We start from the raw sequence: 23,316 nt of genomic DNA on the forward strand, positions 1-23,316 counted from the left end.
TGGCCGCGAAATCAGGTCCCGACCGCTCGGATGGGCTTTGACCCGGCCGCCCGCAATTCGGCAGCGATTTCAGTGTTCAGGACCTGTTCCAGGCGGGTCAGGACCCGGGCGATGGGGGCCGCGTCGGTGACGCGGTGGTCCCAGCGGATCACGACATGAATGGTCTGATCCGGCTCGACCAGCCCATAGCTCAGGACAAAGGGGCCCGGCGTGATCGGGTGGAGCTCGCCGCCGCCATAGGCGGCCACCGAGCTCACTCCGAAGCTGCCGAACCAGTTGCCGCGCTGACGGCCGAAATTCAGGCCGAAAGCCCAGGACAGGCGCCGCAACGGCAGCGGCAAGCGCGTCGCCCGCATGATCTTGCGGAACATCGGGACGTCCTCGATCGGAGCCGTCTTGCCGCGTCGGATTTCCGCATCGACGGCAGCCAGCGAAAGGTCCTCGGGACCTGCGATCCGCTGCGGAAGGACGCATTCCTCGCCATCCTCGACCCGCGCGATCGCGACTGTCGCCACGCTTTTGGGCAGCTCATAGAGGGTCGGCCACGGCCATTTGGCATAGACGGTGCGCAGAATCGGCTCGTCCCTGGCCACCAGGGCAAAGGCCTTGACGAACATCGCGGCCCAGCCGGCAGGTGCGGTTGCGCCTGCGCGGGCCTCCAGCACGGGGCGGATGTTGAGCGAGCGGGATAGCGAAACGAAAGGCACGCCCATCGAGGCATGCATGAGGTCGCAAATCAAACGGCGCCGCAGCGAGATGGTCTTGGGCGTCCCGCGCATTGGTCTCCGGTTCCAGATCAAAGGATTAAAATATGTGCAGCGAGCGGGGCCCGCCCGCTCGCTCTAGCATGAACCAACCCGCTTGGGGCCAGTCGGTTCGCCGCATCAGGGCGCCGGCGAGGCCAGCGGCTTGGTCTTGTCGACGACGTAAATCCCAAGCACTTTCATGGCCTTGTCGCCATGAGCCTTGGCGTCGTGCACGACGCCGGCCGGAATCTGGTAGGAATCACCGGCTTTCAGGGTCTTCTCCGGCTGCCCGTCGATGAGGAGATTCAGCTCGCCTTCAAGCACATAGCCGGTCTCGATTCCCGGATGGGTATGGCGTCCGGCCGCGCCGCCTGCCGGGACTTCCGCGATGGCGGTGATGGTGTTGTAGCCATCCGGGAACTCGACCTTCTGAAGCGGTGTACGTTTGATGCCGGGCTGTTGGGCGAAGGCAGCGAAGGCAAGGCCTGCAAAGGACAGAGCGAGCAAAGTCTTTTTGAGCATTGGTTTTTCCTCCCTGGAACGACCCTAGCAGCGCGGCAATTCCCGGCAAGGTGGCCAGCGGCCTGTTCAGCGCTTGATCCCCTCGAATGCCGTCATGATGCCGCGCTGGAATAGAGACCAGTCGAAGCCGAGCGCGATCGAGCGGTAGCCGCGGTCGATCAGGGCATTGGCCTGGTCGGCGGTGCGGGCCACGCCGCCGATCGGCACGCCGCTTCTGAGGATGCCGGCCTCGGCGCGCGCCACCAGCTCCAGCAATTCCGGGTCGTCCATCTGGCCGCGTTTGTTGATGGACGTCGCGAGGTCGCCGGGGCCGATCACCGCAACGTCGATGCCGGGCGTTGCCATGATCTCGTCGATGCGGTTGACGGCATCGACATGCTCGATGGTGATCATGCAGATCATTTCGTCGTCGGCTGATGCCATGTAGTCCGGTATCGACTGGCCCCAGCGGAACGGCGCGTGGAAGGGACCCCAGAGACGATCGCCGCGGGGCGGATAGCGCACGCTACGCACCGCTTTCTCGGCATCAGTGCGGTTGGTGATCATCGGAAAATTGATACCGAAGGCCCCGATGTCCATCGGCGCCTTTGCAAGCCACGGCTCGTTCGCCGCGATCCGTACAAGGGGCGTACACGGCGTGCCCGTCGTCGCGGCGATCATCGCGTGAGCTTCGGTGAGCCCGATCGGTCCATGCTCGAGATCGACGATGATCCAGTCGAGCGAGCGTGCCATGATCTGCACGGTCTGCACGCTCGGGATGGTCGCGATCGCGCCGAAGGCGGGACGGCCTTCGCGCCAGAGCTGGCGGAGACGGTTGAGCGGCGTGGTCGGGACCGACATGGAAAAGGCCTGCTGCTAGGTGAAGACGGCAAAACCTAGCAGCGCGCCGTCGCCGCGCAAAGTCAGGCCAGTGCGCGGCCGCCGAAGAACGGCGTCAGCATGGTCGAAAGGCGATGCACGCGGTTCGAGGTGAAGATCATCTCGGCGCGGTCCTGCGCGATGCCGCCGACCCGTGGGCCGAGCAGGTCCGAAACGCGGCGCGCAATGGCGGGCGCCGGATCGATCCAGTCGACAGGCCAGGGTGCCAGCCGCCTTAGCCGGTCGAGCAGCAGCGGATAGTGGGTGCAGGCGAGCACCACCGTGTCGGTGCGCGATGTGGCATCGCCGGCCTCACCGACGAAGCAGGGAGCGAGTTCGGCGCGGATGGCCTCGTCGCTGATCGGCGTCCCGCTGAGCTCGGCTTCCGCCAGCGACGCGAGTTCGGGAGAGCCGACCAGCGTCACCTCGCATCCTTGCGCGAAATCACGGATCAAAGCCTTGGTGTATTCGCGCTTCACCGTGCCCTTGGTGCCGAGCACAGAGACGCGGCGGGTTCTGGACTGCGCGCAGGCCGGCTTGATCGCCGGGACCGTGCCGACGAAGGGCACGGAATAAGCCGCGCGCAAGTGCGACAGGACCAGGGTGGACGCCGTGTTGCAGGCGATGACGACGATATCAGGATCATGCGTGCCGATCAGTTCACCCATCAGCGGCACCACGCGGGCGATGATCTCGTCCTCGCCGTGGTGGCCATAGGGGAAGAAGGCGTCGTCGGCGACGTAGACAAAGTGTGCGTCGGGGCGCGCGGCCACGACCTCGCGGAGCACCGTGAGCCCGCCAAGGCCGGAATCGAACACCAGGATGGTCGAAGAATTGGTCACGGAATTACCCTAGCCCGCCATGGTTACCATTCGGTTTTTAGGGCGGTTTTGCGGCGGGGACCGGCTTGGGGGCCGATTTGGAAGGCTTGAATGTGCCCGGACATATCCGCAAAATTCCGGGAAGCCAGCAATCACGAGGTATGATGCGGCGTCACAGTGCTTCCATTTGCGTTCGCAGGAGACCTCATGCTCACCGTCCATCATCTCGGTAAGTCGCAGTCCGAGCGCATCGTCTGGCTGTGCGAGGAGCTGGGAATCCCATATGAGCTGAAGCGCTACACGCGTGATGCCGCGACCATGCTGGCACCGGCCGAGTACAAGGCGCTGCATCCGGCCGGCACGGCACCGGTCATCACCGACGGCGAGCTGGTGCTCGCGGAATCCGGCGCGGTCGTCGACTACATCGTTGCAAAATACGGCAACGGCCGTCTCGTGCTCGGGCCCGACGATCCAGCCTTTGCGCAGTTCCTGTACTGGCTTCATTTCGCCAACGGCACCTTGCAGCCTGGCATGGGACGGATGATGATCCTGAGCCGGCTCGATCTCGCCAAGGACAATCCGACCCTGCGCGCGATGAAGGGGCGGCTCGATCGCGCCTACGACCTTCTGGACGCCAGGCTTCGCGAGGCCGAATACCTGGCGGGCAGCGCCTTCACCACCGCCGATATCATGACGGTGTTCTCGCTCACCACCATGCGCTACTTCCAGCCCTATGATCTCCAGCGCTGTCCGAACGTGGTCAGATATCTCGGCCGCATCGGCGGCCGTCCGGCCTACCGGCGCGCGATGGAGAAGGGCGATCCGGGCATGGAGCTGCTGCTCAGCTGAGAGGCTGTCACGCGATGCGGTTCGTGGTCGCTGCCCGTTCGCTGGCGAGCTGCTTCTGCAGGCGATCGATGTTCTGCAGCAGGCGCTGGCTGGTCAGGACCAGGAAATAATAGCCGAACTGCGGATCCTGGAAGTAGATCTCGAGCAGCCGGTCATAGGTAATCGTCAGCACTTGGCCGTCTTCGATGCATTCGATCGTTCCGGTGCGGCGGTTGTCGGGCGTCAGGAAGCCAAGCTCGCCCATCAGTGCGCCCGGCCCGATCTCGACGTTGATCTCCTTCACCCGGAACTTGCCGGTGACGGCGAGCAGCATCTCCTTGGCAGGATCGCCGAGCTTGAAGAGCGTATCGCCCCGGCGATATTTGCGCTCGGTCATGAACGGCTTGAGCCATTCGATCGACATGTCGCCTTCGGCGGCGTGGCGTGCCTTCTTGACCAGCTTGAGCATCTGCCGCAGGCGCAGGGCGTTGATCGGAAGCAGCAGCAGATAGAGCAGGAACGTCGCGACGTTGGCGGTGAGCGCGCCGAACACGGCGAAGAAGGCGCAGCCGATCATGTTGGCGACACGCAGGGGCACCATCGTTCGCATCAAGAGAGTGGCGACGAAGAAGCCGGCGCCGACCGCGGCGAACAGATTGGCGAACGTGATGTTATGGACAAAGATCTCCAGCAACCGATTGAAGATCGCGTCATAGGTGACGTTGTTGGGATCGAGGCCCATCTGGACCAGGATCTTCGCGATCCTGAGGTTATCCGTTGCCGCATCGAGAATGCGGTCGAGGATCGAGGAAATGTCTGCGCTGCCGGACGGCATGGTACTAACCCCGCGTAAGGCCTTCAGTCCTGGTCGGTATGCTCGACACGTGTAGCCGAAATCGGATGACGGCTGCCTGAAATGAGGCCTTCGGCCGCCACGCCGCAAGAGGCAAATTTTAGCCTGATCGGGCGTTTCGGCAATTGCCCGTTGGTTGCGCCTCTGGCTGCAACAGGGCCGTGATTCGGGGTGGGCTTCGACGTCGCAAGGGGGCTGGACGCCCGAGGCGGGGGCGTCGGACGATCTTCGCCTTACGGCTTGGCGGCGGGCTGGACGACCTGTTGCTCGACAAGGCCAAGACGTCCGGGCAGAGAGCCGGCGCGCAGCAGCATGGCGACGCTGTTGGCCTCTTCCAGGGTGAAGTTGCCGGAAATCTGGCCGGAGCCGCCGGTGATGGGCTCGCGGATCACGGGGGCGGAGACCACCTTGTCGTCGAGCGCGATCGCGAAGGGCATTCCGACGTTCTCTGCCGTGATGTGGGCGAAGCGCCGGGTACCGCGGCCGTTGAAGCGGAACGAGGCGATCGGCTCCTTCGTCCCGCTCGCAAATCCCGGGCCTGCATAGCTGATGTCATTCCCGTCGAGCGCGCTCGCCTTGACGAGATAGGGGAGCTTGTCCTTGAAGCCGAACATGAGTTCCGAGCCCGCCGGAGGCGTGCCGGATTGCGCCTGCTCCGCCGACATCGTGACATCGATCAGGCGGAAGCTGACCTTGACCTTCTGGGCGAATATCGCGGTGATACGGTCGGGCTCCATCATGCCCGGCAGGAAGATGCGGATGCGGTCCGTTCCCTCGGGCTGAACGCTGGCCAATGTGACGCCGGCGTCCTTGAGTCGCTGCTCGATCATGCCGATGGAATCTTCGACGAGATCACGTAGCCGTGCGGCGGATGCGGCGTCGGTCGGCGCGAGCCTGACCAGCCCGTCTCCGGCGCCGGTCACGGTGAGTGCGTGCGTGGGCAATCCCTCTGCCGCCGAGGCGAGCTTGCGCGTGAGCAGCTCACGGCCCTTGACGTCTGCGATCTTCACGTCGACGCCGCCGTCACGGATCGTAAGGCCGGAGAAGGCGATCCGGCCCTCGCGCAGGATCTTGTAGACGTCGTCGCGCAGATCCGTGGTGACCGCCTCCCGCAAGGCGTCGTTGTCCACCTTGTAGATGATACGCGATCCGCCCAGTTTCTCCATCTTGTCGTTGATGAATGCCGCGACCTTCGCGCGCATCTTGTCGAGCTGCGGGTCGGCGTGCGCCACGCGCGGCAGCGAGATCGTCGATGCGATCGCGAGAACGAGGAGCAGTCTCGTGATGCGATTTCGCAGGTGCGCGGGCATGATGACCTCAAGTCTTGCGGCAGGGCGCTGATACGCGAATTCAGTGCCAGTTCTTGGTCCCTCGACCGGTCCCAGAGGTTCAAGCGAAGCGGCCGGTAGGCAATGGACGAACGGCAAATCATCCATCATTCTGTCCGCGCTCGGCCGGCCATCGGCCGATGCCTCGCCGAGCCAAAATGTCAAAAAGACAGGGCGGCGGGGACATGCATCTGAGGGAGGACGGAATTCCATGGGTATCCACGCGCTCGATCGGTCTATCGGCAACGACTATCCGGACCTGGCGACGGACGCGGAAGTCCGGGCCTTCGAGCAGGTTCCCTACGCCGATCGCGTCGCGGCCGAGAGCACCTATGAGGCGATCAGGCTCGGTGCTGCGCGCAACCCAGACGGCGCAGCGATCCAGTTCCTGCAAAACGCCGACCCTGCCGACACGCCGGTCGTGGTCACGTACCGCGATTTCATCGCGCGAGTCACGCAGGCCGCCAACATGTTTCATGCGCTCGGTGCGGAGAAGGGCGACGTCATCAGTTTCATGCTGCCGCTGGTGCCGGATGCGTTCGTGACGCTGTTCGGCGCCGAGGCCGCGGGCATCGCCAATCCGGTCAATCCGCTGCTCGAGGCGCATCAGATCGCGGAGATCCTGGACGCCGCAAACACGAAAATCCTGGTGGCGCTCGGTCCGATGCCGGGCACCGATATCTGGCAGAAGGTCGAGCAGATCCGCCCGCAACTGAAGAATCTCAAGGCAATCGTGCAGGTGTTCGGCGGCGGCGATCCCGCCAAGGGTATCTTTGCCTTCGGCGACCTGATCAAGCAGCAGCCTTCCGACAGGCTCGTCAGTGGGCGCAAGATTTCGGGCAGCGACATCGCCGCCTATTTCCACACCGGCGGCACCACCGGCACGCCGAAGCTGGTGCGGCACACCCATACCAATCAAGTCTATCAGGCCTGGGCGCTCAATCTGCTGCTGAAGGCGAAACCGGGCTCCAATTTACTGTTCGGCATGCCGCTGTTTCACGTCGGCGGTTCGCTGACGCAGGTGCTGCTGACGCTGTCGGCCGGCGGCTCGCTGGTCGTGCTGTCGCCGAGCGGCTGGCGCAATCCAAATGCGGTGAAGAACATCTGGCAGCTCGTCGAACGCTTCAAGCCCGAGGCCCTGTCAAGCGTGCCGACGGTGCTGGCCGCCACGCTCGCGGTGCCGCCGGGCAACGCCGACATTTCCAGCCTGAAATATGCCGCCGGCGGCGGCTCGGCGATTCCCGTCGCCGTCGGCTCGGCGATCCAGGACAAGCTGAAGCTGCCTGTGGTCGAGGTCTACGGCATGACCGAGACCTCAAGCGTGCATACGCTGGCCTATCCGTCGCGGCCGATCCGGCTCGGCTCGGTCGGCCTGCCCATGCCTTATTCGCGCGTGCGCATCGTGCAGCTCGATGCCGATGGCCGCCTGATCCGCGACTGCAAGCCGGACGAAATCGGCGTCGTCATCATGGCCGGGCCCGGCGTGTTCGGCGGCTATCTCAACGACGAGCACAACAAGGGCGCGTTCGTCGACGAGGTGTGGGTCAATTCCGGCGATCTCGGCCGGCTCGACGCCGACGGCTATCTCTGGATCACCGGCCGCGCCAAGGACCTCGTGATCCGCGGCGGCCACAACATCGATCCGGCGCCGATCGAAGAGATCATGTTCCGCCATCCTGCCGTCGGCTTCGCTGCTGTGGTCGGCCAGCCCGACGCCTATGCCGGCGAGCTGCCGGTGGGTTACGTGCAGCTCAAACCGGGCGCCAAGGTCGAGCCGGGCGAGTTGGAGACGTGGGTGCGCGAGCGCACACCGGAACGCGCCGCCGTCCCGGTGCAGGTCATTCCGATCGATCCGATGCCGGTGACGGGCGTCGGCAAGGTGTTCAAGCCGCAACTGCGCTGGGACGCGGCGGAACGCGTGTTCACCAGGGTGCTGGCTCCGCTGGTCGAGCGGGGCATCGACTGCAAGGTGAAGGTCGGCGCCCATGGCAGCCACGGCTCGATCGCGACCGTGACGCTCACGGGCCTGCCGTCGGATCAGCGCGATACGGTTGCAGGCGAGGTACATGCGCTGCTTGCACCGTTCGTGATGCGCCACGAGGTGGTGCAGGCATAAGTGCTTGCGTTGGAGTGTAGCCCGGATGAGCAAAGCGATGTCCGGGAAGCCGGCTGTCCCGGGTGTCGCTTTGCTCACCCGGGCTGCAGCAGCACACGTGCGGCTCTACCCCGCCGGCATCCGCGTCTCGACCAGGCGTGCCCAGAACGAGGCGCCGTGGCCCAGAATGTTGTCGTTGAAGACATAGGCCGGATGGTGGCATTCGTTGCCGTCGCCCATGCCGACCAACACCATCGCGCCGGGACGGGCTTCCAGCATGAAGGAGAAATCCTCCGCGCCCATCATCGGGATGAACTTGTCGTTGACGCGGTCGGCGCCGACGATGTCGCGGGCGACGTCGGCGGCAAGGCCGGCCTCGCGGGCATGGTTCATCGTCACCGGGTACATCCGCGTGTATTTCGTCTCGGCCGAGCCGCCATAGGCACGCGCGATGCTGTCGGCGACTTCGCCGATGCGGCGCTCGACGAGATCACGCACCTCAGGGTCGAGCGTGCGCACGGTGCCGGCGAGCTCGGCGATCTCCGGGATGATGTTGAAGGCCGTGCCGGAATGGAATTGCGTGATCGAGATGACCGCTGATTTCAGCGGATCCACGTTGCGCGCCACGATCGATTGCAGCGCGTTGACGATCTGCGAGCCGATCAGCACGCTGTCGACGGATTTGTGCGGACCCGCGCCGGCGTGACCGCCCTTGCCGTGGACCGTGATCTGGATGTTGTCGGAGGAAGCGAGCATCGCGCCGGGCGTGGTTGCGAAATGGCCTTCGGGCAAGTTCGGCATGTTGTGCATGCCGTAGACTTCCTGGATGTTCCAGCGCGTCATCAGCCCGTCCTCGACCATGGCCTTGCCACCACCGCCGCCTTCCTCGGCGGGCTGAAAGATCATGATCGCGGTGCCGTCGAAATTCCGCGTCTCGGCGAGATATTTGGCCGCGCCGAGCAGCATCGCGGTGTGGCCGTCATGGCCGCAGGCGTGCATCTTGCCGGGCACCTTCGATGCATAAGGTACGCCCGAGGTCTCCATGATCGGCAGCGCGTCCATGTCGGCGCGCAGGCCGATGGTCTTGCCGGAAGCGGACTTGCGACCGCGGATCACGCCAACGACCCCGGTGCGGCCGATGCCCGTCACCACCTCGTCGCAGCCGAACTCGCGCAAGCGATCGGCGACGATGCCGGCCGTGCGGTGGACGTCGTATTGCAGTTCGGGATTCTCGTGGAAGTCATGGCGCCAGGCGGCCATTTCGTCGGAGAGGGCGGCAACGCGGTTGACGATGGGCATGAGGGGGGATCCGTTTCCTGCGGGTTTTTATCTCATTCCGGGGCGATGCGACGCATCGAACCGGAACTCTGGAGATTGTAGCGCGAGATTCCGGGTTCACGCTTCGCGTGCCCCGGAATGACTGTGAATGTCAGCTTTCCCCGAACACGCGCTTGAAGATCGTGTCGACGTGTTTGAGGTGATAGCCGAGGTCGAACTGCTCCTCGATCTCGGCGTCGCTGAGATATTTCTTTACCTCGGCGTCCTGCTTCAGGAGTTGCAAGAAGTCGCCTTCGCCGCGCCAGACCGGCATGGCGTTGCGCTGCACCAGCTTGTAGGAATCCTCGCGGCTCGCGCCCTTCTGCGTCAGCGCCAGGAGCACGCGCTGCGAATGCACGAGGCCGCCGAGGCGGTCGAGGTTCTTCTGCATGTTGGCAGGGTACACCAGCAGCTTGTCGATCAGGCCGGCAAGGCGCACCAGCGCGAAATCGAGCGTCACGGTCGCGTCCGGGCCCATCATGCGCTCGGCAGAGGAGTGCGAAATGTCGCGCTCGTGCCAGAGCACGACGTTCTCCAGCGCCGGCGTCACATAGGCGCGCACCATGCGGGACAGGCCCGTGAGGTTCTCCGACAGCACCGGGTTGCGCTTGTGCGGCATCGCGGAGGAGCCTTTCTGCCCCTCGGAGAAGAACTCCTCGGCTTCCAGTACCTCGGTGCGTTGCATGTGGCGGATCTCCACCGCGATGCGCTCGACCGAGGCGGCGATCACGCCGAGGGTCGAGAAGTACATCGCGTGGCGGTCGCGCGGGATTACCTGGGTGGAAATCGGCTCGGGGACGAGGCCCATCGCTTTCGCGACATGCTCTTCGACGCGCGGATCGATCTGCGCGAAGGTGCCGACGGCGCCGGAGATGGCGCAGGTCGCGACCTCCTTGCGCGCCGCAATCAGGCGCTCCTTGGCGCGCGTGAATTCGGCATAGGCATAAGCGAGCTTGAGGCCGAAGGTCACCGGCTCGGCATGGATGCCGTGGCTGCGGCCGATGGTCGGCGTCATCTTGTGCTCGAAGGCGCGCTTCTTGAGCGCGGCCAAAACCTTGTCGAGGTCGGCGAGCAGCAGGTCGGCGGCGCGGGTCAGCTGGACGTTGAGGCAGGTGTCGAGCACGTCGGAGGAGGTCATGCCCTGGTGCACGAAACGCGCCTCGGGGCCCACGATCTCGGCGAGGTGGGTGAGGAAGGCGATGACGTCGTGCTTGGTCTCGCGCTCGATCTCGTCGATGCGGGCAACGTCGAAGGTGGCGTTCTTGGCCTTGGCCCAAACCGTCCTGGCAGCCTCCTTGGGGATGGTCCCGAGCTCGGCAAGGGCGTCCGCCGCATGCGCCTCGATCTCGAACCAGATCTTGAACCGGGTCTGCGGCTCCCAGATCGAGGCCATTTCGGGACGGGTATAGCGGGGGATCATGGGGCGGCTCCAGGAAGGTGGGCGGGTGGCCCAAGGAATGGTCCGAGGGGCAGGTCCGGCCGGAATGTTTTTTACGCCGTGATTTAACAGAGCAGGGAGGGCGAAACAAACGATCCGACCCCGGAACGGGGTTTGGGGAGGGCTAATCCACCGCTGGGGGCCGAGCCGGCCGGCCGGTAGTCAAAAATCTGCTGTCAATCACGGATCATTGACTGACAGATATTGAAATCTGTCAGCGAGACGTGTATATCCGTCTCGGACGCTCCGATTGGGCGTCCCGCGACAAGCCCCGGGAAGCCCGACATCCAAAGCGGATCGGAGGGCAAATTGAAGAACGGGACCGCGGACGAATGGAGACTTAGACAATGACGACCGAAATCTTCAATTTGACTGGCGTGATTGGGCATTGGCTCAATGTGCTGGTCGCGCGCCAGATCGCGGCGCAGGCTGCAAAACTGCCTCATTAACGCATAGGCTTTCCGAAACGACCGGCAAGGGCGCTTCGGAAGCAGCCCTGGTGCCGGGGTAACTGAGCCCTGAACGGGAACATGGTGCTGGCATGAATGAAGCTGTTGTCTTGACGCCGGAGCGGATCCTCGAAGTCACCGAGGACGTGCTCAGGCGCTTTGGACTTGCCAAGGCCACCGTGGTCGACGTTGCCCGTGCGCTCGATGTGAGCCACGGCAGCGTCTACCGCCATTTTCCCAGCAAGGCCTCGCTGCGCGAGGCCGTTGCCAAACGCTGGCTCGACCGCATCGACGCGCCGTTGCGCGCGATCGTCGAGGAGCAGGGGCCTGCGCCGGCCAGGCTCGATCGCTGGTTGCGCACGCTGTTCGCTGCCAAGCGTTCGCGTGTCCTCGACGATCCCGAGATGTTCGACACCTATCTGACGCTGGCGCGCGAGGCCTGCGCCGCCGTCAAATGTCACAAGGACACCATGATCGACCAGATCGGGTCCATCCTGGTCGATGGCGTGAAGCAGGGCGTGTTCGCCGTGGACGACGTCAAGACCACCGCGCGTGCCATCTTCGATGCTACCGTCCGTTTCCACCATCCGGCTCATGCCGACGAGTGGAGGGACGCCGATCTCTCCGCGCGCGTGGACGCGACACTGGCGCTGCTGCTGCGCGGGCTGAAGGCGGGATAGCCCGCCGCGTCTGCTCAGCGCGAACCCGTCAAACCCGCGCCTTCTGAATATGCGCGCCATTGTGAGCCTGCGACGAGGACGTCGCGCCTCGCCGCGCGCGGACGTTCGCCTCGGGCGATGGCACGACCGGGGGACTGTCCGGATATGCATTGACCGCGATTTCGACAGTGTCCTTTGACCGCTTGCGCAGGCGGTAAAAGGTCAGCTCTTGCTCGAGCATGGGACAGCGGAAGTGAACGACAGCGGTGTCCGGCAGACGACAGAGCTCGTCGATGAGCTCGCCTACTGTGATGATCGGGGGATGGTCGACGGCGTTGTGATGACCCTTACTCATGATCTTTGACTCCTTCACTGCCGTGTTAACCGGAGCCGGACGGTCTCAGTTCCAATCTTGCTCGCTGGATTGAGAAGCTCCGGAAGACCAGGATACTTCGGCAGCTTTGCTGCTAGATCCTCGTCAGCCCGCATGTGGCGGCGAGGCGCACCAGCTGCGCATCGGTGCGCGCGCCGGTCTTGGTCTTGATGAGGTAGTGATAGTTCTGCACCGTCTTCACACTGAGATTGAGATGCGCCGCGATCTGCTCGGTGGTCGCGCCGCCGGCAAACTGGCGCAAAATCTCGATCTCGCGTTCGCCCAGTTGATCCAGCACTGAGCCGGTCGACAGGCTGTCCTCGGCGAGGATATGCGCGATGTCGTCGCTCATGGCGCGTTCGCCGCGGGCGACGCTGCGGATGGCACCTACCACCGCGGACGGCTCGCTGCTCTTGGTGACGAAGCCGCTCGCTCCGGCGCTGAAGGCGGCTTTCACCAGCACGGCCTCGTTGTGCATGGTGAAGACGAGGATCCGCGCTCGCGGGCTGCGCGCGCGGATGTTGCGGATCGCCTCCAGTCCGCTCGCGCCCGGCATCGAGATGTCGAGCACCACGACATCAGGATCATGCGCCTTGAAGGCGCCGTAGGCGTCCGCGGCGTTGTCGGCCTCGGCCACGACATGCAGATCGCCCTGGCTTTCCAGCACGCGCCGATAGCCTTGCCGGACGATCGGATGATCGTCGACGAGCAGCACGGAGATGCCTGTTGCTGCAACCTCGCTCATTCCAACCTCACGCGGCGAGCGGAATGGTCGCGGCGACGCTGAGGCCGCCGCGGGCAGGCAGGATAGACAGCGATCCGCCGGTGGCCGCAACGCGCTCGCGGATGCCGGTCAAACCGAAACCGGCCGACTGCGCGACACGGGCCGCGTCGCCGCCCCCGTCGTCCTCGACCCGGATCAGCAGCGCGTCGTCCTCGCCGGCGCGGCGCTCGATCCGCAACGAGATCTCCCGGGCCGAGCCGTGGCGCAGCGCGTTGGTCAGGCATTCCTGTGCCACACGATAGGCCGTGGTGGCGGCCGGGCCCTTGATGTCACTGAGGTCGCCCCTGAGATCGAGCTGGATCGTCGGCCGCGCTGCGCTCTGCGAGCGCCAGCTGTCGACGAGATTGACGAGGCTTGCCTCGAGACCGAGCTCTTCGGGCAGGGGATTACGCAGACGCCTCAGCGCATCGCGGAGCGAGGCCATCAGATGATGGGTGGCCTGCGAGATCATGCGCGCATCCTGTGCGATCCCGTTGTCCCTGTTTGCCCTCGCGCTCGCCGTTTCGATCGTGTTGGCGAAGGCGAGGATGGCGGAGAGGTTCTGCCCGAACTCGTCGTGGAGTTCGCGGGCGAGCGCGCGGCGCTCGTCGTCGCGGATCTCGAGCAGGCGCCGTGTCAGTGCGGCGCGCTGTTCGGTGGCTTCCTCCAGCCGGCCGCCGAGCGCATCGACGGCGCTGCCGATCATCGCCAGCTCCATGGAGCGGAAGCGCGGCAGTTTGGTGCGATACTGACCGCGCGACATGCGCTGCAAGGCGGTCACGATCGTGCGCGCCGGTGCCAGCGCATGCGCGATCGCCAGCGAAGCCAGCAGTGCGATCGCTGCCGCCATCAGAAGCGCGACGTCGATCACGTTGAGGATGTACTCCCAGGCGAGCGAGATGGCGGCGGCCGCATCCGGCGTCGCGACCACGGTGCCGGCGGAAGCCGCGCGCGGGCTGACTGGCCGCACCGCCTCGGCGTGGCTGCCGAGGAAGGTCGGCACAATAGCGGCGAACCAGCGCGGCGGCGTCTTGCCTAACCCCTCGCTTTGGCCGCAGAGCGGCTTCTCGAATGCCGCGGCGGGCTGGAACTCGACGCAGACGCCGGGCGAGATCAGCTTCATCGTCTCCAGGGTGCGCCAGTCCGGAACCGGCAGGAGATGCTCGCGCGCTCTGCTGCTGCGCAACAAGAGCTCGCGCCAATACAGCGCCTGAAGCGCCTGCGCCACCCGCTGCGCCGAGGCCGCGGTCGCCCGGTCGACGCTGCGATAAGCGTCGAACGTGGCCCATATGGTTGCCGCGCCAAGGCACAGTGCCACGATGAGCAGCAGACGGGCGACGAGCTGAAGCACAAGGCGCATGCGATCACCCCCAACGTTTGGTAGGCTCAGCCTAACAACGCCGCCGCGCCTTGCCAATCGCAGGGTGTGGCAGGATTGCAGCTCGGGCAAATTTCCCACGCCGGATTGGGCATGGGTCTTTGGACCGGACGCGGCGGCTTTGATCTAATGGGTAGGGAATAGTTGCAAGCCAGGAGCAGTGCGGCATGAGTTCGATGACAATTGGACCGATCGCGCCGTCTGCGACCGACCCATCCGAGCGCAGCGCGCTGCTGTTCTGGATGATCTTCACCGGCCTTTCGATCTTCGCTGTCGTGCTGCTGTGGCGCTTCGGCCTGATCCACCTGATGTTGACGTCGGATCGAACGTACATTTCGAGCGTCATCGCGTTGCTTTATGTCGTCACCTGCGGCCACTGTTTCCTGCGCACGCGGGCGATTGCCCGTGAAGGGGCCGCGGCCCGGCGCTGTCGGGCGATGCTGTCGGCTACCGGTGGCAGCAAGGCACTGGAGGCGGGGGCGACCGCGCTGCCGCGCGGCCTCGTACGCGATCACATCGAGAGCCTGGTGACCAAGGCCGCCGCGCAGGACTACCGGTCGGTCGACCAGACCCTGCTGCTGCGGACGCTCGCCGACCGGCTGCGCGGCTCCAACGGCTTCGGTGCCTTCGTCTCGGACACGCTGATGAAGCTCGGCCTGCTCGGCACCATCATCGGCTTCATCATCATGCTGGCGCCGATCGCCGGGCTGGACGCCGCCGACAAGGTTGCGATGCGCTCCTCGATGGGCCTGATGAGCGACGGCATGGCGGTCGCGATGTACACGACGCTCGCCGGTCTCGTCGGCTCGATCCTGGTCCGTATCCAGTACTACATGCTGGACGCCGCGACCCAGCGGGTGTTCTCGGATGCGGTGGTGCTGACCGAGACCTATGTGACGCCGGTGCTCGAGCGTCAGGGTGCTGGACTAAAAGGCGCCGGAACCGCGTCATGATGGATGATTTCGGACTCTATCCACGCGAGGAGCCGTTCGATCCGCTGGGCGTGATGCTGTTCAAGGCGCTTCAGGTGATCGCGTTTCTCTTCTTCCTGGCACTGCTCGCGGTCTCCCCGGACGCCAAGGACGGGAAGATCGACTCCAAGGCCGAGTTCATGATCACGCTCGACTGGCCGGACAACCACCCCGACGATCTCGACCTGTTCGTGCAGGATCCCGCCGGCAACATCGCCTGGTATCGTCACCGCGAGGCCGGCTTCCTGACGCTCGATCGCGACGATCGGGGCGGGGCCAACGACTTCATCATCGTCGCCGGCAAGAAGATCGCCTCGCCCATCCGCGAGGAGATCGTCACCGTGCGCGGCATTCTCGCCGGCGAATACACGGTCAATGTCTCGCATTTTGTCGCGACCACGGGCGAACCGGTCACGGCCAATGTGAAGGTGCAGAAGCTCAATCCCAAGGCGCAGGTGGTATTCGACAACAAGTTCACGCTCAACCACACCGGCGACGAGAAGACCGCAGTGCGGTTTCGCATCGATGACGAGGGCAAGGTGACCAACGTGGACCAGCGGCCGAAATCGCTGCTCGAGACGTTCCGCAGCGGCTGGCGCAACGGCGCCGATCTCGACCCGAGGACCGGTGTGAGCAGGAACCCCGTGAGGATACGCCGTGACTAGCTTGCAGACGGTCATCCTGACGTTGTCGGTCGCCTACGCCGTCATCGGCGCGCTACTGCTGGTCGTGCTGGTTTATGCGCGGCTGCACTGGTCTCTGAAGGCGGTCGCGGTGGTCGTGACCAGCGCCTTCTACGTCGTCAGCTTCGGCGAGATGCGCGGGCTGCTCGGCTGGGCCAGCTCCGACCGGCTGCCGACGACCTTCAAGCTGCTGAAGGCCCGCATCGTCGAGCCGCATTCGCTTCAGGGCGATCCCGGCTCGATCTATCTGTGGGTCGAGCAGCTCGATGAGGACAATCGCCCGAGCGGCATCCCGCGGGCCTTCCGCGTGCCCTACAACGACAGGCTCGCCGACAAGACCCATGCGGCGGAGAACGAGATCGCTCTGGGAAATCCGCAAGGCGGCCGTGCCGCGGATTTCGGCGGGGGCGATGGCAGCCTCATCGATTTGGTCCGCGAATATGTGACGCCCAAGACGATCCTGGAGACGACCGGCGGCGATTCCTCGACCGGTGAGTTCATGGCCCCGCCGGCCGGGGCACAAGGCGCGGTGTTCACCCCGCTGCCACCGCCCCGGATGCCCCCGAAGGACGAGCAATAGGCTCTTCACCATCGTGACGGCGGCGCGCTGGTAAAGCGCGCGGCGCTGGCGCATCTTCTTGACCTCCCTCAATTGGGCCTTATCGGCCTTCAATATGAATTGAGGGGTGGAGGGTGCGTGCTCCTAGCTGTTTTTTCCGATATTCACGGCAACAGGCAGGCCTTCGAGGCCTGCCTGAAGGTTGCCCGTGCGAAGGGCGCGGAGCGGTTCGTCCTGCTCGGCGATTTCGTCGGCTATGGCGCCGATCCCGAATGGGTGGTGGACACCACTATCGAGCTGGTGGCCCAGGGTGCCGTGGCCGTGCGCGGCAATCACGACCAGGCGGTCAATTCCTCGGCGGAGACCATGAACGCCGAGGCGCAGGTCGCGATCGAGTGGACCCGCGGGCGGCTTGACACCGCGCAGCGTCGGTTCCTGACCGAATTGCCGATGCTGGTAGAGGACGGCGATCGTCTCTTCGTGCATGCGGAAGCCTCTCACCCGCAGCGATGGCACTACGTCCGCTCCACGGTCGATGCCGCCAAGAGCCTGATCGCGACGCGCGCTCACGTCACGTTCTGCGGTCATGTCCATCGTCCTGCGCTCTATTCGATGTCGGTGACGGCGAAGATGACGAGCTTCGTGCCGAAGGCCGACGTCCCGGTGCAGCTCCTGCGCGGACGGCAATGGCTCGCCGTGCTCGGCTCGGTCGGCCAGCCCCGCGACGGCGATCCGTCGGCAGCCTTCGTCTTGTTCGATACCGAATCGTGCCAGATCACCTATTGCCGCGCGCCTTATGACGTCGAGACTGCGGCGGGCAGGATCCGCGACAACGGCCTGCCGCGCTGGCTTGCCGACCGCCTGTCGCAGGGGCGCTGACGGCCATGCCGAAAATGCTGGTCAAGACAGGCGCGCAGATCGACGGCTTCACCATCGGCGAATGCGTTCATGCCGGCGGCATGGCGACGCTGTGGTCCGTCACCCATCCCGGCATTGACGTGCCGCTGCTGATGAAGATTCCGCGGGTGTCGGAAGGCGAGGACCCCGCTGCAATCGTCTCATTCGAGATGGAGATGATGATCCTGCCGCGCCTTGCGGGCCCGCACGTGCCGGCCTGCTTCGGAACCGGCGATTTCGCCCGCCAGGCCCATGTGGTGATCGAACGCATTCCAGGCGCCACGCTCTACAAGCGGCTGCCGGACCTGCCGTTGCCGTACGACGAGGCGCGCCAGCTCGTGGCGAAGATCGCGACCGCATTGGCGGACTTGCACCGGCAGAACGTGATTCATCATGACATCAAGCCGAGCAGCGTCATGTTCCGTGAGAGCGGCGAGGCGGTGCTGATCGACTACGGCCTGTCGCATCACAACCACCTGCCGGATCTCTTGCAGGAGGAATTCCGCCTGCCTTACGGCACCGCGCCCTACATGGCACCCGAGCGGCTGTCTGGAGTGCGCGACGATCCGCGCAGCGACCTGTTTTCGCTCGGCGTGCTGCTGTATTTCTTCACCACCGGCGAGCGGCCGTTCGGCGAGGGCGAGACGCTGCGCGCGATGCGGCGCCGGCTCTGGCGCGATCCGTATCCGCCGCGAAGCTTGCGCGCCGACTATCCGCCCTGGCTTCAGGAGGTGGTGTTACGCTGTCTCGAGATCGAGCCGGTGTGGCGCTATCCGACGGCGTCCCAGCTCGCCTTCGATCTGGCCCATCCGAACCAGGTCAAGCTCACCACGCGCTCGGAGCGGATCAAACGCGACTCCCTCGGCGTCGCATGGCGCCGCCGCTTCAACCAGGGCGTGATGGCGCCGCAGGTGAAATCGGATGTCGCCGCCCAAATCGCGTCGAGCCCGATCCTCGCCGTCGCGCTCGACACGGTCGAAGGCGCACCGGAGCTGAACGAGGCGCTACGCATGACCACCGAGCGCATCCTCGCCACCTTGCCGTCGGCGCGGCTTGCCTGCGTCAACGTGCTCAAGCTGAACCGGATCGCGATCGACCGGACGCTGGACGAGCAGGGGTCCAACAAGCATATCGACCGTCTCGTGGCGCTCAGGCATTGGGCGACGCCACTCAAACTGGACGAGAGCCGGCTGACGGCTCATGTGCTGGAGGCAGTCGATCCCGCCGCCGCGATCCTGGAGTTTGCCGAGGTCAACCAGGTCGACCATGTCATCATCGGCGCGCGGCAGGGCTCGTTCCGGCGCACGCTGCTCGGCAGCGTCTCGGCCAAGGTGGCCGCGGAAGCGGCCTGCACGGTCACGGTGGTGCGGCCGCCGCGGATGGCTGGGGATGCGGGCGAGTCCGATATCGGCGCGGTGCCGGGATAGGCCGTCCGGCGACTCTGAGGAATGGAATCAGGCCGCGTGGGCGGAGTGAACAGTGCGCTTGCGGCGGATCGGCCAGGAGAATTGCGGGCCGGGATCGCCGTGATCCGCGCTGCCGCCGAAATACTGGATGATCTCGCGGCAGGGCTCGCAATTGAACAGGTTGCGCGACGCGGATGCCTTGGTCATTTCCTTCAGGCAGTTCGGGCAGTGCGGTTTCATGGAACTGATCCGGAAAGGAATATCAGTGTCGGCGCTGCGAGGAAAACGAATGGTCGAGGTCCGTCGTGTCGAGCCCGGCGTCGTCGTCCGGCGTGCCGTCGGCGCGTTCGAGGCGGCCGAAGAAATAATCGAGGCCGGGATGCGGGCGGCGCGGGATCCGGCACCTGCGCTTCGGCTGACGCTTCACGAGTGCGATCTGCATGGCGCTCAGCCCCGACGATGAATGTGGATGGCGCGGGCGGAAGCCTTGGCCTTCACCGGTCGGGCCACGTAGAGGCTGCGGGCCGCGATCGCCGCGTTGAATACGAACCACAACGCTACGCCAGTCCAAACCAGGGTCGCCGTCATGATGTGCTCCCGTCAAATGCAGGCAGGAGTCACTTGTGGTGATTTGCGCGAATCAGTGAAGTCCGGATGAGTACGGATCAAGACTGCAATTTTAGGCATTGCGCGTTGCAACACCCGTAAGGGCCGCGGCTTTTTTCCGGTGCGGCTGCACCTTGCCCGCGCGCGCGCCTTCGAGGATCTCTCGTATGCGCGGTGCATTTCGAAGACAGCGAAATCCGTAACGCCCGGTGTGGTCGGTATCGGGCGAGCGGGTCGATCGCCCCGACGCGAAGTTGAGGTGACCGGCGCCACCGCCGATGTCGAGGATTTCGAAGTCCGCGTCCATTTCCTGGAAGGGCGTTTGATTGACCGTCCGCCTGCCCCAGGCCGTTCGCAGGATGAGCGCGCGGCGATCGGTGATCAAATAGAGCGTCTGCAGGTCTTGCAGCAGCATGACCAGCGGGGCCGCAACCATCGCAAATCCGAGCATCACGAGAGGTTGGGCCGCCCCGCCGATCCAATCGAATCCGATGGCGATGACGGTCAGCAACAGCCAGGGAAATCCGATCCACCAAAGATAGCGCCACATCATCATGTGGGCGACGCCGTCGGGCTGGCCCTGCCAGATCACCCGCTCTCCGCCCTGCAGGGCTTCGGCGCGCAGGCGCTGCAAGCCTGCGGAAAACGGGGTGGCGCGGAGATCCTTCATTGCCTTTTGTCGCGGCGGTCGTGGCGCCGGTTCGGAAGCCGCGAATGGTCCTCAGATGGCTTCGCCCCGCGCGCCCAGCGCCGCGTTGCGGATCGCGGCGATGTTGGTCTTGTAGGCCTCCTGCGTGCCGCCCCTGAATACGGACGTGCCGGCGACGAAGGCGTTGGCGCCGGCTGCCGCAAGCGCGCCGGCGACCTCGGGGCCGACGCCGCCGTCGACCTCGATGTCGATCGGGCGTCCCGCAATCATCGCGCGGATGTCGCGGATCTTGCCGATCGCTGAGGGGATAAAGGCCTGGCCGCCAAAGCCGGGATTGACCGACATCACCAGAACGAGGTCGACGAGGTCGAGGACATATTCGAGCGTGCTGATTGGCGTGCCGGGATTGAGCGAGACGCCGGCCTTCTTGCCCAGCGCGCGGATCGCCTGGAGCGAGCGGTGCAAATGGGGGCCGGCCTCCGCATGCACGGTGATGTGGTCGCAACCGGCTTTCGCAAAGGCCTCGAGATAGGGGTCACAGGGCGAGATCATCAGGTGCGCGTCGAACACCTTCTTCGTGTGCGGACGCATCGCCTTGATGACGTCGGGACCGTAGGAAATGTTGGGAACGAAGTGACCGTCCATCACGTCGAGATGAATCCAGTCGGCGCCGGCGGCGTCGACGCTGCGCACCTCCTCGCCGAGCCTCGAAAAATCCGAAGCCAGGATCGAGGGCGCGATTGCCAGGGGGCGAGGGGCGAAGGCTTGGGTCATGGCTCGATTTCCCGTGGCGGCCGTGAAAGATGGCCTCGCCTAACATGGGCCTCCGTAGCGGGCAATGCAGGGGAGGCGTGCTTCCTGTGGGTGGAAATTTCTGCCGCGACCGGCATGAATTGCCGATGTTCCCCGGCCGTCCAGGGCGCGGCGGCAGCGGATTTCATTGAATTTTTTGCGCTGGCACGCCGCTTGCTGACGTTGTCCGACAGAACATTGGCCGCGGCATGCCGCGTCGGTTGGAGTTGTGCAATGTTGTTAGCCCTTGGTGCGGTCTCGAGCGCCTTCGACGCGATCCAGTCGCTGACGAACTCGAAGTCGTCCTCGTCGACCCAGAAGGCGGGATCCTCGCAAGGTGCGACCAACCCGTTCGCGATCGACAGCGCGGGTACCATGACGACCTCATTGGTCGGCTCAAGCACTCCTCCGCAGATTTCGCCGCAGACCATGCGTGCGTTGATCGCCATGCAGGGCCAATCGGCCGACGGCGCGAGCAGCGCGGTCAACTCGACATCTTCGAATTCGGTGTCCTCGGCCTCGAAGGACCGGCAGGCCGCGCTGAAAGATATGTTCTCGCAGATCGATGCGGACGGCGACGGCAAGATCACCAAGTCCGAGTTCGAGAACGCCCTTGGAGCCGGAGGCACCAATCTGGCGCAGGCCGACGACGTGTTCTCGAAGATGGACGCGAATGCGGACGACAGCATCAACCTCGGCGAAATGACGAAGGCGCTGACCAGCGGTCGTCATGGCGACCATGCGCAAGGCGCTGGCGGCGCTGGCGACGGATCGGATTCCTCGTCGAAGCCCAAGGGCGGATCGACCTCGACCACGACGATCGCTGCCGACGGCTCGACCACGACGACCGTCACCTATGCCGACGGCTTCAAGATGTCGACCACGGTGCCGGGCGCCTCCAGCTCTTCGACTGCGAATGGCGGCGGCAATTCGCCTTATGACTGGTTCGGGCAGATGATGCAGCGCCAGGCGCAGGCCGCATCCGCCACCACCGCTTCATCGATGTCGATGAGCGTGTGAGCGGCATTCGAGGTCAGCCGGCATGCTCGTGCGTGATGTCACGACAGACGTAGCGGTCCCGGATTTCCTGATTGAAGAACGTCCCCTTTGAACGCGCATCCCCGAACGCGGCGGCGACCTCGGGCGGAACGTCCTCGTAGACATAGAGGCGTCCGCTGACAAAGGTCACCTTCAGCTCGCGCGTATCGGGCGCATAGCGGAAGAAGCGGATTACGGAAGACGGCATGGCGGTGGACCCTGGCCTGCCAGGGTAATGCAGTACCCGCCGTTTCGTTTCTAACCGAATTTGTCCTTCCACGCCGGCTGTGCCCCCGGAAACGGCAGCGCGGTGGCGCCGTACACCGCGCGGCCGATTGCGCGCGCGACCACGTTGGCGGCGACGGTGCCGAGTTCGGTGAGGCCGACCAGCGGCTCGATCGGCTTCTCGCCGGTCGCCGCGGCAAACAGCACGTCGCCATCAGTCGGTGCGTGCACCGGGTAGATGGCGCGGGCGAAGCCGGTGTGCGCGATCATCGCCAGACGCTTGGCCTGGGGTTTGGTCAGCACCGCGTCGGTGACGACGGCGCCGATGGTCGTGTTTTCGCGCGCGCTCGCCGCGGGACCGCCCTTGATGCGCATGCGGAGCATGTCGTCGGTGAACTTGTCGGGCTGGCCGCGCCCGCCGAACTCGCCGCCCACTTCGAACGGTGCCGCCCAGAACCACGGCCCGTCGCCGATGGTAACGCTGCCCACGGCGTTGACGGCGACGATCGCAGCGACCTTTACGCCGTCAGGTGTCACAGCCGAGGCCGATCCGAGCCCGCCCTTGAACGTCGCGGTGGTGGCCCCTAGGCCTGCGCCGACGCTGCCGAGCGGGAAGTCGGTGCCGGCGGCAGCCGCCGCGGCATAGCCGAGGTCACGATAGGGCGAGAATCGTCCCCAGGCCTTGTCGCCGCCGTTGAGCAGGTCGAACAGGATCGCCCCCGGCACGATGGGAATCAGGGCTTCGCGAATCCGGTGGCCGCGTCCCTGCTCGGCGAGCCAGGCCTGGACGCCGCCGCCGGCGTCGAGGCCGAAGGCGGAGCCGCCGGACAGCGCGATCGCGTCGACGCGCTCGACGGTATTGGCAAGATCGAGCAGGGCATCCTCGCGCGTGCCCGGGCCGCCGCCGCGCACGTCGATGGCCGCGACCGCGGGGGAATCGAAGATGATCGCGGTCGCGCCGGTGGCGACTTTGGCATCCTCGGCATGGCCGACGCGGACGCCGGCGATATCGGTGAGCAGATTCTTCAAGGTGGCCTCGCACACTGAAAGGAGTTCACCTTG

At 65.1% G+C, this 23,316-nt stretch carries 27 protein-coding genes; 9 read left to right on the forward strand and 18 right to left on the reverse strand.

Features of this window, described 5'->3' with window-relative positions:
- Positions 1 to 11: 11 nt before the first annotated feature.
- From RX330_RS14425 to murI, 4 genes are all read right to left on the reverse strand, one after another.
- The gene (locus RX330_RS14425) at positions 12 to 779 is read right to left on the reverse strand and encodes an acyltransferase (protein ID WP_212081548.1); all 768 of its coding nucleotides are present in this window, start codon (positions 777 to 779) and stop codon (positions 12 to 14) included.
- Between the two features lie 105 nt (positions 780 to 884).
- Positions 885 to 1,268, reverse strand: coding sequence for a cupin domain-containing protein (locus RX330_RS14430; protein WP_212081546.1), 384 nt, complete (start codon positions 1,266 to 1,268; stop codon positions 885 to 887).
- 66 nt (positions 1,269 to 1,334) lie between these two features.
- A complete protein-coding gene (locus RX330_RS14435) occupies positions 1,335 to 2,108 on the reverse strand; it encodes an HpcH/HpaI aldolase family protein (protein WP_317243425.1) in 774 nt (257 codons plus the stop codon).
- A gap of 62 nt (positions 2,109 to 2,170) precedes the next feature.
- On the reverse strand, positions 2,171 to 2,968 hold the full coding sequence (murI, locus tag RX330_RS14440) for a glutamate racemase (RefSeq protein WP_212081542.1): 798 nt from the start codon (positions 2,966 to 2,968) through the stop codon (positions 2,171 to 2,173).
- 186 nt (positions 2,969 to 3,154) lie between these two features.
- Here murI and RX330_RS14445 point away from each other — a divergent pair, with 186 nt between their 5' ends.
- Positions 3,155 to 3,796, forward strand: a complete 642-nt coding sequence (locus RX330_RS14445; RefSeq protein WP_212081540.1) for a glutathione S-transferase family protein — start codon at positions 3,155 to 3,157, stop codon at positions 3,794 to 3,796.
- Positions 3,797 to 3,803: 7 nt separating this feature from the next.
- Here RX330_RS14445 and RX330_RS14450 read toward each other — a convergent pair whose 3' ends face one another.
- Positions 3,804 to 4,610, reverse strand: coding sequence for a Crp/Fnr family transcriptional regulator (locus RX330_RS14450; RefSeq protein WP_212081538.1), 807 nt, complete (start codon positions 4,608 to 4,610; stop codon positions 3,804 to 3,806).
- Between the two features lie 251 nt (positions 4,611 to 4,861).
- Entirely contained in the window at positions 4,862 to 5,938 is a 1,077-nt protein-coding gene (locus tag RX330_RS14455) for a SecDF P1 head subdomain-containing protein (protein WP_317243426.1), read from the reverse strand.
- A 229-nt stretch (positions 5,939 to 6,167) separates the two neighbouring features.
- Here RX330_RS14455 and RX330_RS14460 point away from each other — a divergent pair, with 229 nt between their 5' ends.
- On the forward strand, positions 6,168 to 8,072 hold the full coding sequence (locus tag RX330_RS14460; protein ID WP_317243427.1) for an acyl-CoA synthetase: 1,905 nt from the start codon (positions 6,168 to 6,170) through the stop codon (positions 8,070 to 8,072).
- Between the two features lie 105 nt (positions 8,073 to 8,177).
- Here the strand turns inward: RX330_RS14460 and RX330_RS14465 are convergent, their stop codons facing one another.
- Both RX330_RS14465 and purB read right to left on the reverse strand, forming a co-directional pair.
- Entirely contained in the window at positions 8,178 to 9,350 is a 1,173-nt protein-coding gene (locus RX330_RS14465) for a M20 aminoacylase family protein (protein WP_212081531.1), read from the reverse strand.
- A 130-nt stretch (positions 9,351 to 9,480) separates the two neighbouring features.
- Entirely contained in the window at positions 9,481 to 10,788 is a 1,308-nt protein-coding gene (gene purB / locus RX330_RS14470; RefSeq protein WP_212081529.1) for an adenylosuccinate lyase, read from the reverse strand.
- Between the two features lie 559 nt (positions 10,789 to 11,347).
- Here purB and RX330_RS14475 point away from each other — a divergent pair.
- Positions 11,348 to 11,935 (forward strand): TetR family transcriptional regulator, encoded by a 588-nt coding sequence (locus tag RX330_RS14475; RefSeq protein WP_212081527.1) that lies wholly within the window; start codon positions 11,348 to 11,350, stop codon positions 11,933 to 11,935.
- 28 nt (positions 11,936 to 11,963) lie between these two features.
- Here RX330_RS14475 and RX330_RS14480 read toward each other — a convergent pair whose 3' ends face one another.
- From RX330_RS14480 to RX330_RS14490, 3 genes are all read right to left on the reverse strand, one after another.
- Positions 11,964 to 12,269, reverse strand: a complete 306-nt coding sequence (locus RX330_RS14480) for a hypothetical protein (protein ID WP_212081525.1) — start codon at positions 12,267 to 12,269, stop codon at positions 11,964 to 11,966.
- Between the two features lie 112 nt (positions 12,270 to 12,381).
- Entirely contained in the window at positions 12,382 to 13,032 is a 651-nt protein-coding gene (locus RX330_RS14485; protein WP_212081523.1) for a response regulator transcription factor, read from the reverse strand.
- A 7-nt stretch (positions 13,033 to 13,039) separates the two neighbouring features.
- Positions 13,040 to 14,410 carry a sensor histidine kinase gene (locus tag RX330_RS14490; RefSeq protein WP_317243428.1) on the reverse strand — a complete coding sequence of 457 codons (1,371 nt, stop codon included), beginning with the start codon at positions 14,408 to 14,410 and terminating at the stop codon, positions 13,040 to 13,042.
- 185 nt (positions 14,411 to 14,595) lie between these two features.
- Between RX330_RS14490 and RX330_RS14495 the strand changes: the two genes are divergently transcribed.
- From RX330_RS14495 to RX330_RS14515, 5 genes are all read left to right on the forward strand, one after another.
- A complete protein-coding gene (locus RX330_RS14495; RefSeq protein WP_317243429.1) occupies positions 14,596 to 15,381 on the forward strand; it encodes a MotA/TolQ/ExbB proton channel family protein in 786 nt (261 codons plus the stop codon).
- On the forward strand, positions 15,378 to 16,064 hold the full coding sequence (locus tag RX330_RS14500) for a hypothetical protein (RefSeq protein ID WP_212081517.1): 687 nt from the start codon (positions 15,378 to 15,380) through the stop codon (positions 16,062 to 16,064). The genes RX330_RS14495 and RX330_RS14500 overlap by 4 nt, the downstream gene beginning before the upstream one ends.
- Complete coding sequence (locus RX330_RS14505) at positions 16,057 to 16,662, forward strand: hypothetical protein (protein WP_212081515.1); 606 nt, start codon at positions 16,057 to 16,059, stop codon at positions 16,660 to 16,662. Before RX330_RS14500 ends, RX330_RS14505 begins: the two co-directional genes overlap by 8 nt.
- Before the next feature lie 117 nt (positions 16,663 to 16,779).
- Positions 16,780 to 17,520: a metallophosphoesterase family protein gene (locus tag RX330_RS14510; protein WP_212081509.1), complete on the forward strand. Its 741-nt coding sequence runs from the start codon at positions 16,780 to 16,782 to the stop codon at positions 17,518 to 17,520.
- Positions 17,521 to 17,525: 5 nt separating this feature from the next.
- Positions 17,526 to 18,965 carry a serine/threonine protein kinase gene (locus RX330_RS14515; protein WP_317243430.1) on the forward strand — a complete coding sequence of 480 codons (1,440 nt, stop codon included), beginning with the start codon at positions 17,526 to 17,528 and terminating at the stop codon, positions 18,963 to 18,965.
- Between the two features lie 27 nt (positions 18,966 to 18,992).
- Here RX330_RS14515 and RX330_RS14520 read toward each other — a convergent pair whose 3' ends face one another.
- The 5 genes from RX330_RS14520 to rpe all read right to left on the reverse strand — a co-directional run bounded on the left by RX330_RS14520 (position 18,993) and on the right by rpe (position 20,973).
- Positions 18,993 to 19,184, reverse strand: coding sequence for a hypothetical protein (locus RX330_RS14520; RefSeq protein WP_212081507.1), 192 nt, complete (start codon positions 19,182 to 19,184; stop codon positions 18,993 to 18,995).
- Between the two features lie 22 nt (positions 19,185 to 19,206).
- Complete coding sequence (locus tag RX330_RS14525) at positions 19,207 to 19,386, reverse strand: hypothetical protein (protein ID WP_317243431.1); 180 nt, start codon at positions 19,384 to 19,386, stop codon at positions 19,207 to 19,209.
- Between the two features lie 5 nt (positions 19,387 to 19,391).
- Positions 19,392 to 19,532: a hypothetical protein gene (locus RX330_RS14530; protein ID WP_317243432.1), complete on the reverse strand. Its 141-nt coding sequence runs from the start codon at positions 19,530 to 19,532 to the stop codon at positions 19,392 to 19,394.
- 91 nt (positions 19,533 to 19,623) lie between these two features.
- The gene (locus tag RX330_RS14535; RefSeq protein ID WP_317243433.1) at positions 19,624 to 20,220 is read right to left on the reverse strand and encodes a hypothetical protein; all 597 of its coding nucleotides are present in this window, start codon (positions 20,218 to 20,220) and stop codon (positions 19,624 to 19,626) included.
- Between the two features lie 51 nt (positions 20,221 to 20,271).
- Positions 20,272 to 20,973, reverse strand: coding sequence for a ribulose-phosphate 3-epimerase (gene rpe, locus RX330_RS14540; protein WP_212081503.1), 702 nt, complete (start codon positions 20,971 to 20,973; stop codon positions 20,272 to 20,274).
- Positions 20,974 to 21,225: 252 nt separating this feature from the next.
- Between rpe and RX330_RS14545 the strand changes: the two genes are divergently transcribed.
- Entirely contained in the window at positions 21,226 to 22,011 is a 786-nt protein-coding gene (locus tag RX330_RS14545) for an EF-hand domain-containing protein (protein ID WP_317243434.1), read from the forward strand.
- A gap of 13 nt (positions 22,012 to 22,024) precedes the next feature.
- On the opposite strand, the gene RX330_RS14550 is transcribed toward RX330_RS14545, so the two are convergent.
- Both RX330_RS14550 and RX330_RS14555 read right to left on the reverse strand, forming a co-directional pair.
- The gene (locus RX330_RS14550) at positions 22,025 to 22,237 is read right to left on the reverse strand and encodes a KTSC domain-containing protein (RefSeq protein WP_212081501.1); all 213 of its coding nucleotides are present in this window, start codon (positions 22,235 to 22,237) and stop codon (positions 22,025 to 22,027) included.
- Positions 22,238 to 22,287: 50 nt separating this feature from the next.
- Complete coding sequence (locus RX330_RS14555; RefSeq protein WP_317243435.1) at positions 22,288 to 23,283, reverse strand: P1 family peptidase; 996 nt, start codon at positions 23,281 to 23,283, stop codon at positions 22,288 to 22,290.
- Positions 23,284 to 23,316: the final 33 nt, after the last annotated feature.

The sequence above is a fragment of the Bradyrhizobium sp. NDS-1 genome (assembly GCF_032918005.1).
Lineage (GTDB): Bacteria > Pseudomonadota > Alphaproteobacteria > Rhizobiales > Xanthobacteraceae > Bradyrhizobium > Bradyrhizobium tunisiense.

Excerpts from the sequence above, each read along its gene's own strand:
- RX330_RS14425 (WP_212081548.1), bottom strand. The coding sequence starts at position 779 with ATGCGCGGGACGCCCAAGACCATCTCGCTGCGGCGCCGTTTGATTTGC.
- RX330_RS14430 (WP_212081546.1), bottom strand. The coding sequence starts at position 1,268 with ATGCTCAAAAAGACTTTGCTCGCTCTGTCCTTTGCAGGCCTTGCCTTC.
- RX330_RS14435 (WP_317243425.1), bottom strand. The coding sequence starts at position 2,108 with ATGTCGGTCCCGACCACGCCGCTCAACCGTCTCCGCCAGCTCTGGCGC.
- RX330_RS14445 (WP_212081540.1), top strand. The coding sequence starts at position 3,155 with ATGCTCACCGTCCATCATCTCGGTAAGTCGCAGTCCGAGCGCATCGTC.
- RX330_RS14450 (WP_212081538.1), bottom strand. The coding sequence starts at position 4,610 with ATGCCGTCCGGCAGCGCAGACATTTCCTCGATCCTCGACCGCATTCTC.
- RX330_RS14455 (WP_317243426.1), bottom strand. The coding sequence starts at position 5,938 with ATGCCCGCGCACCTGCGAAATCGCATCACGAGACTGCTCCTCGTTCTC.
- RX330_RS14460 (WP_317243427.1), top strand. The coding sequence starts at position 6,168 with ATGGGTATCCACGCGCTCGATCGGTCTATCGGCAACGACTATCCGGAC.
- RX330_RS14465 (WP_212081531.1), bottom strand. The coding sequence starts at position 9,350 with ATGCCCATCGTCAACCGCGTTGCCGCCCTCTCCGACGAAATGGCCGCC.
- purB (WP_212081529.1), bottom strand. The coding sequence starts at position 10,788 with ATGATCCCCCGCTATACCCGTCCCGAAATGGCCTCGATCTGGGAGCCG.
- RX330_RS14475 (WP_212081527.1), top strand. The coding sequence starts at position 11,348 with ATGAATGAAGCTGTTGTCTTGACGCCGGAGCGGATCCTCGAAGTCACC.
- RX330_RS14480 (WP_212081525.1), bottom strand. The coding sequence starts at position 12,269 with ATGAGTAAGGGTCATCACAACGCCGTCGACCATCCCCCGATCATCACA.
- RX330_RS14485 (WP_212081523.1), bottom strand. The coding sequence starts at position 13,032 with ATGAGCGAGGTTGCAGCAACAGGCATCTCCGTGCTGCTCGTCGACGAT.
- RX330_RS14490 (WP_317243428.1), bottom strand. The coding sequence starts at position 14,410 with ATGCGCCTTGTGCTTCAGCTCGTCGCCCGTCTGCTGCTCATCGTGGCA.
- RX330_RS14495 (WP_317243429.1), top strand. The coding sequence starts at position 14,596 with ATGAGTTCGATGACAATTGGACCGATCGCGCCGTCTGCGACCGACCCA.
- RX330_RS14500 (WP_212081517.1), top strand. The coding sequence starts at position 15,378 with ATGATGGATGATTTCGGACTCTATCCACGCGAGGAGCCGTTCGATCCG.
- RX330_RS14515 (WP_317243430.1), top strand. The coding sequence starts at position 17,526 with ATGCCGAAAATGCTGGTCAAGACAGGCGCGCAGATCGACGGCTTCACC.
- RX330_RS14520 (WP_212081507.1), bottom strand. The coding sequence starts at position 19,184 with ATGAAACCGCACTGCCCGAACTGCCTGAAGGAAATGACCAAGGCATCC.
- RX330_RS14525 (WP_317243431.1), bottom strand. The coding sequence starts at position 19,386 with ATGCAGATCGCACTCGTGAAGCGTCAGCCGAAGCGCAGGTGCCGGATC.
- RX330_RS14530 (WP_317243432.1), bottom strand. The coding sequence starts at position 19,532 with ATGACGGCGACCCTGGTTTGGACTGGCGTAGCGTTGTGGTTCGTATTC.
- RX330_RS14535 (WP_317243433.1), bottom strand. The coding sequence starts at position 20,220 with ATGAAGGATCTCCGCGCCACCCCGTTTTCCGCAGGCTTGCAGCGCCTG.
- rpe (WP_212081503.1), bottom strand. The coding sequence starts at position 20,973 with ATGACCCAAGCCTTCGCCCCTCGCCCCCTGGCAATCGCGCCCTCGATC.
- RX330_RS14545 (WP_317243434.1), top strand. The coding sequence starts at position 21,226 with ATGTTGTTAGCCCTTGGTGCGGTCTCGAGCGCCTTCGACGCGATCCAG.
- RX330_RS14550 (WP_212081501.1), bottom strand. The coding sequence starts at position 22,237 with ATGCCGTCTTCCGTAATCCGCTTCTTCCGCTATGCGCCCGATACGCGC.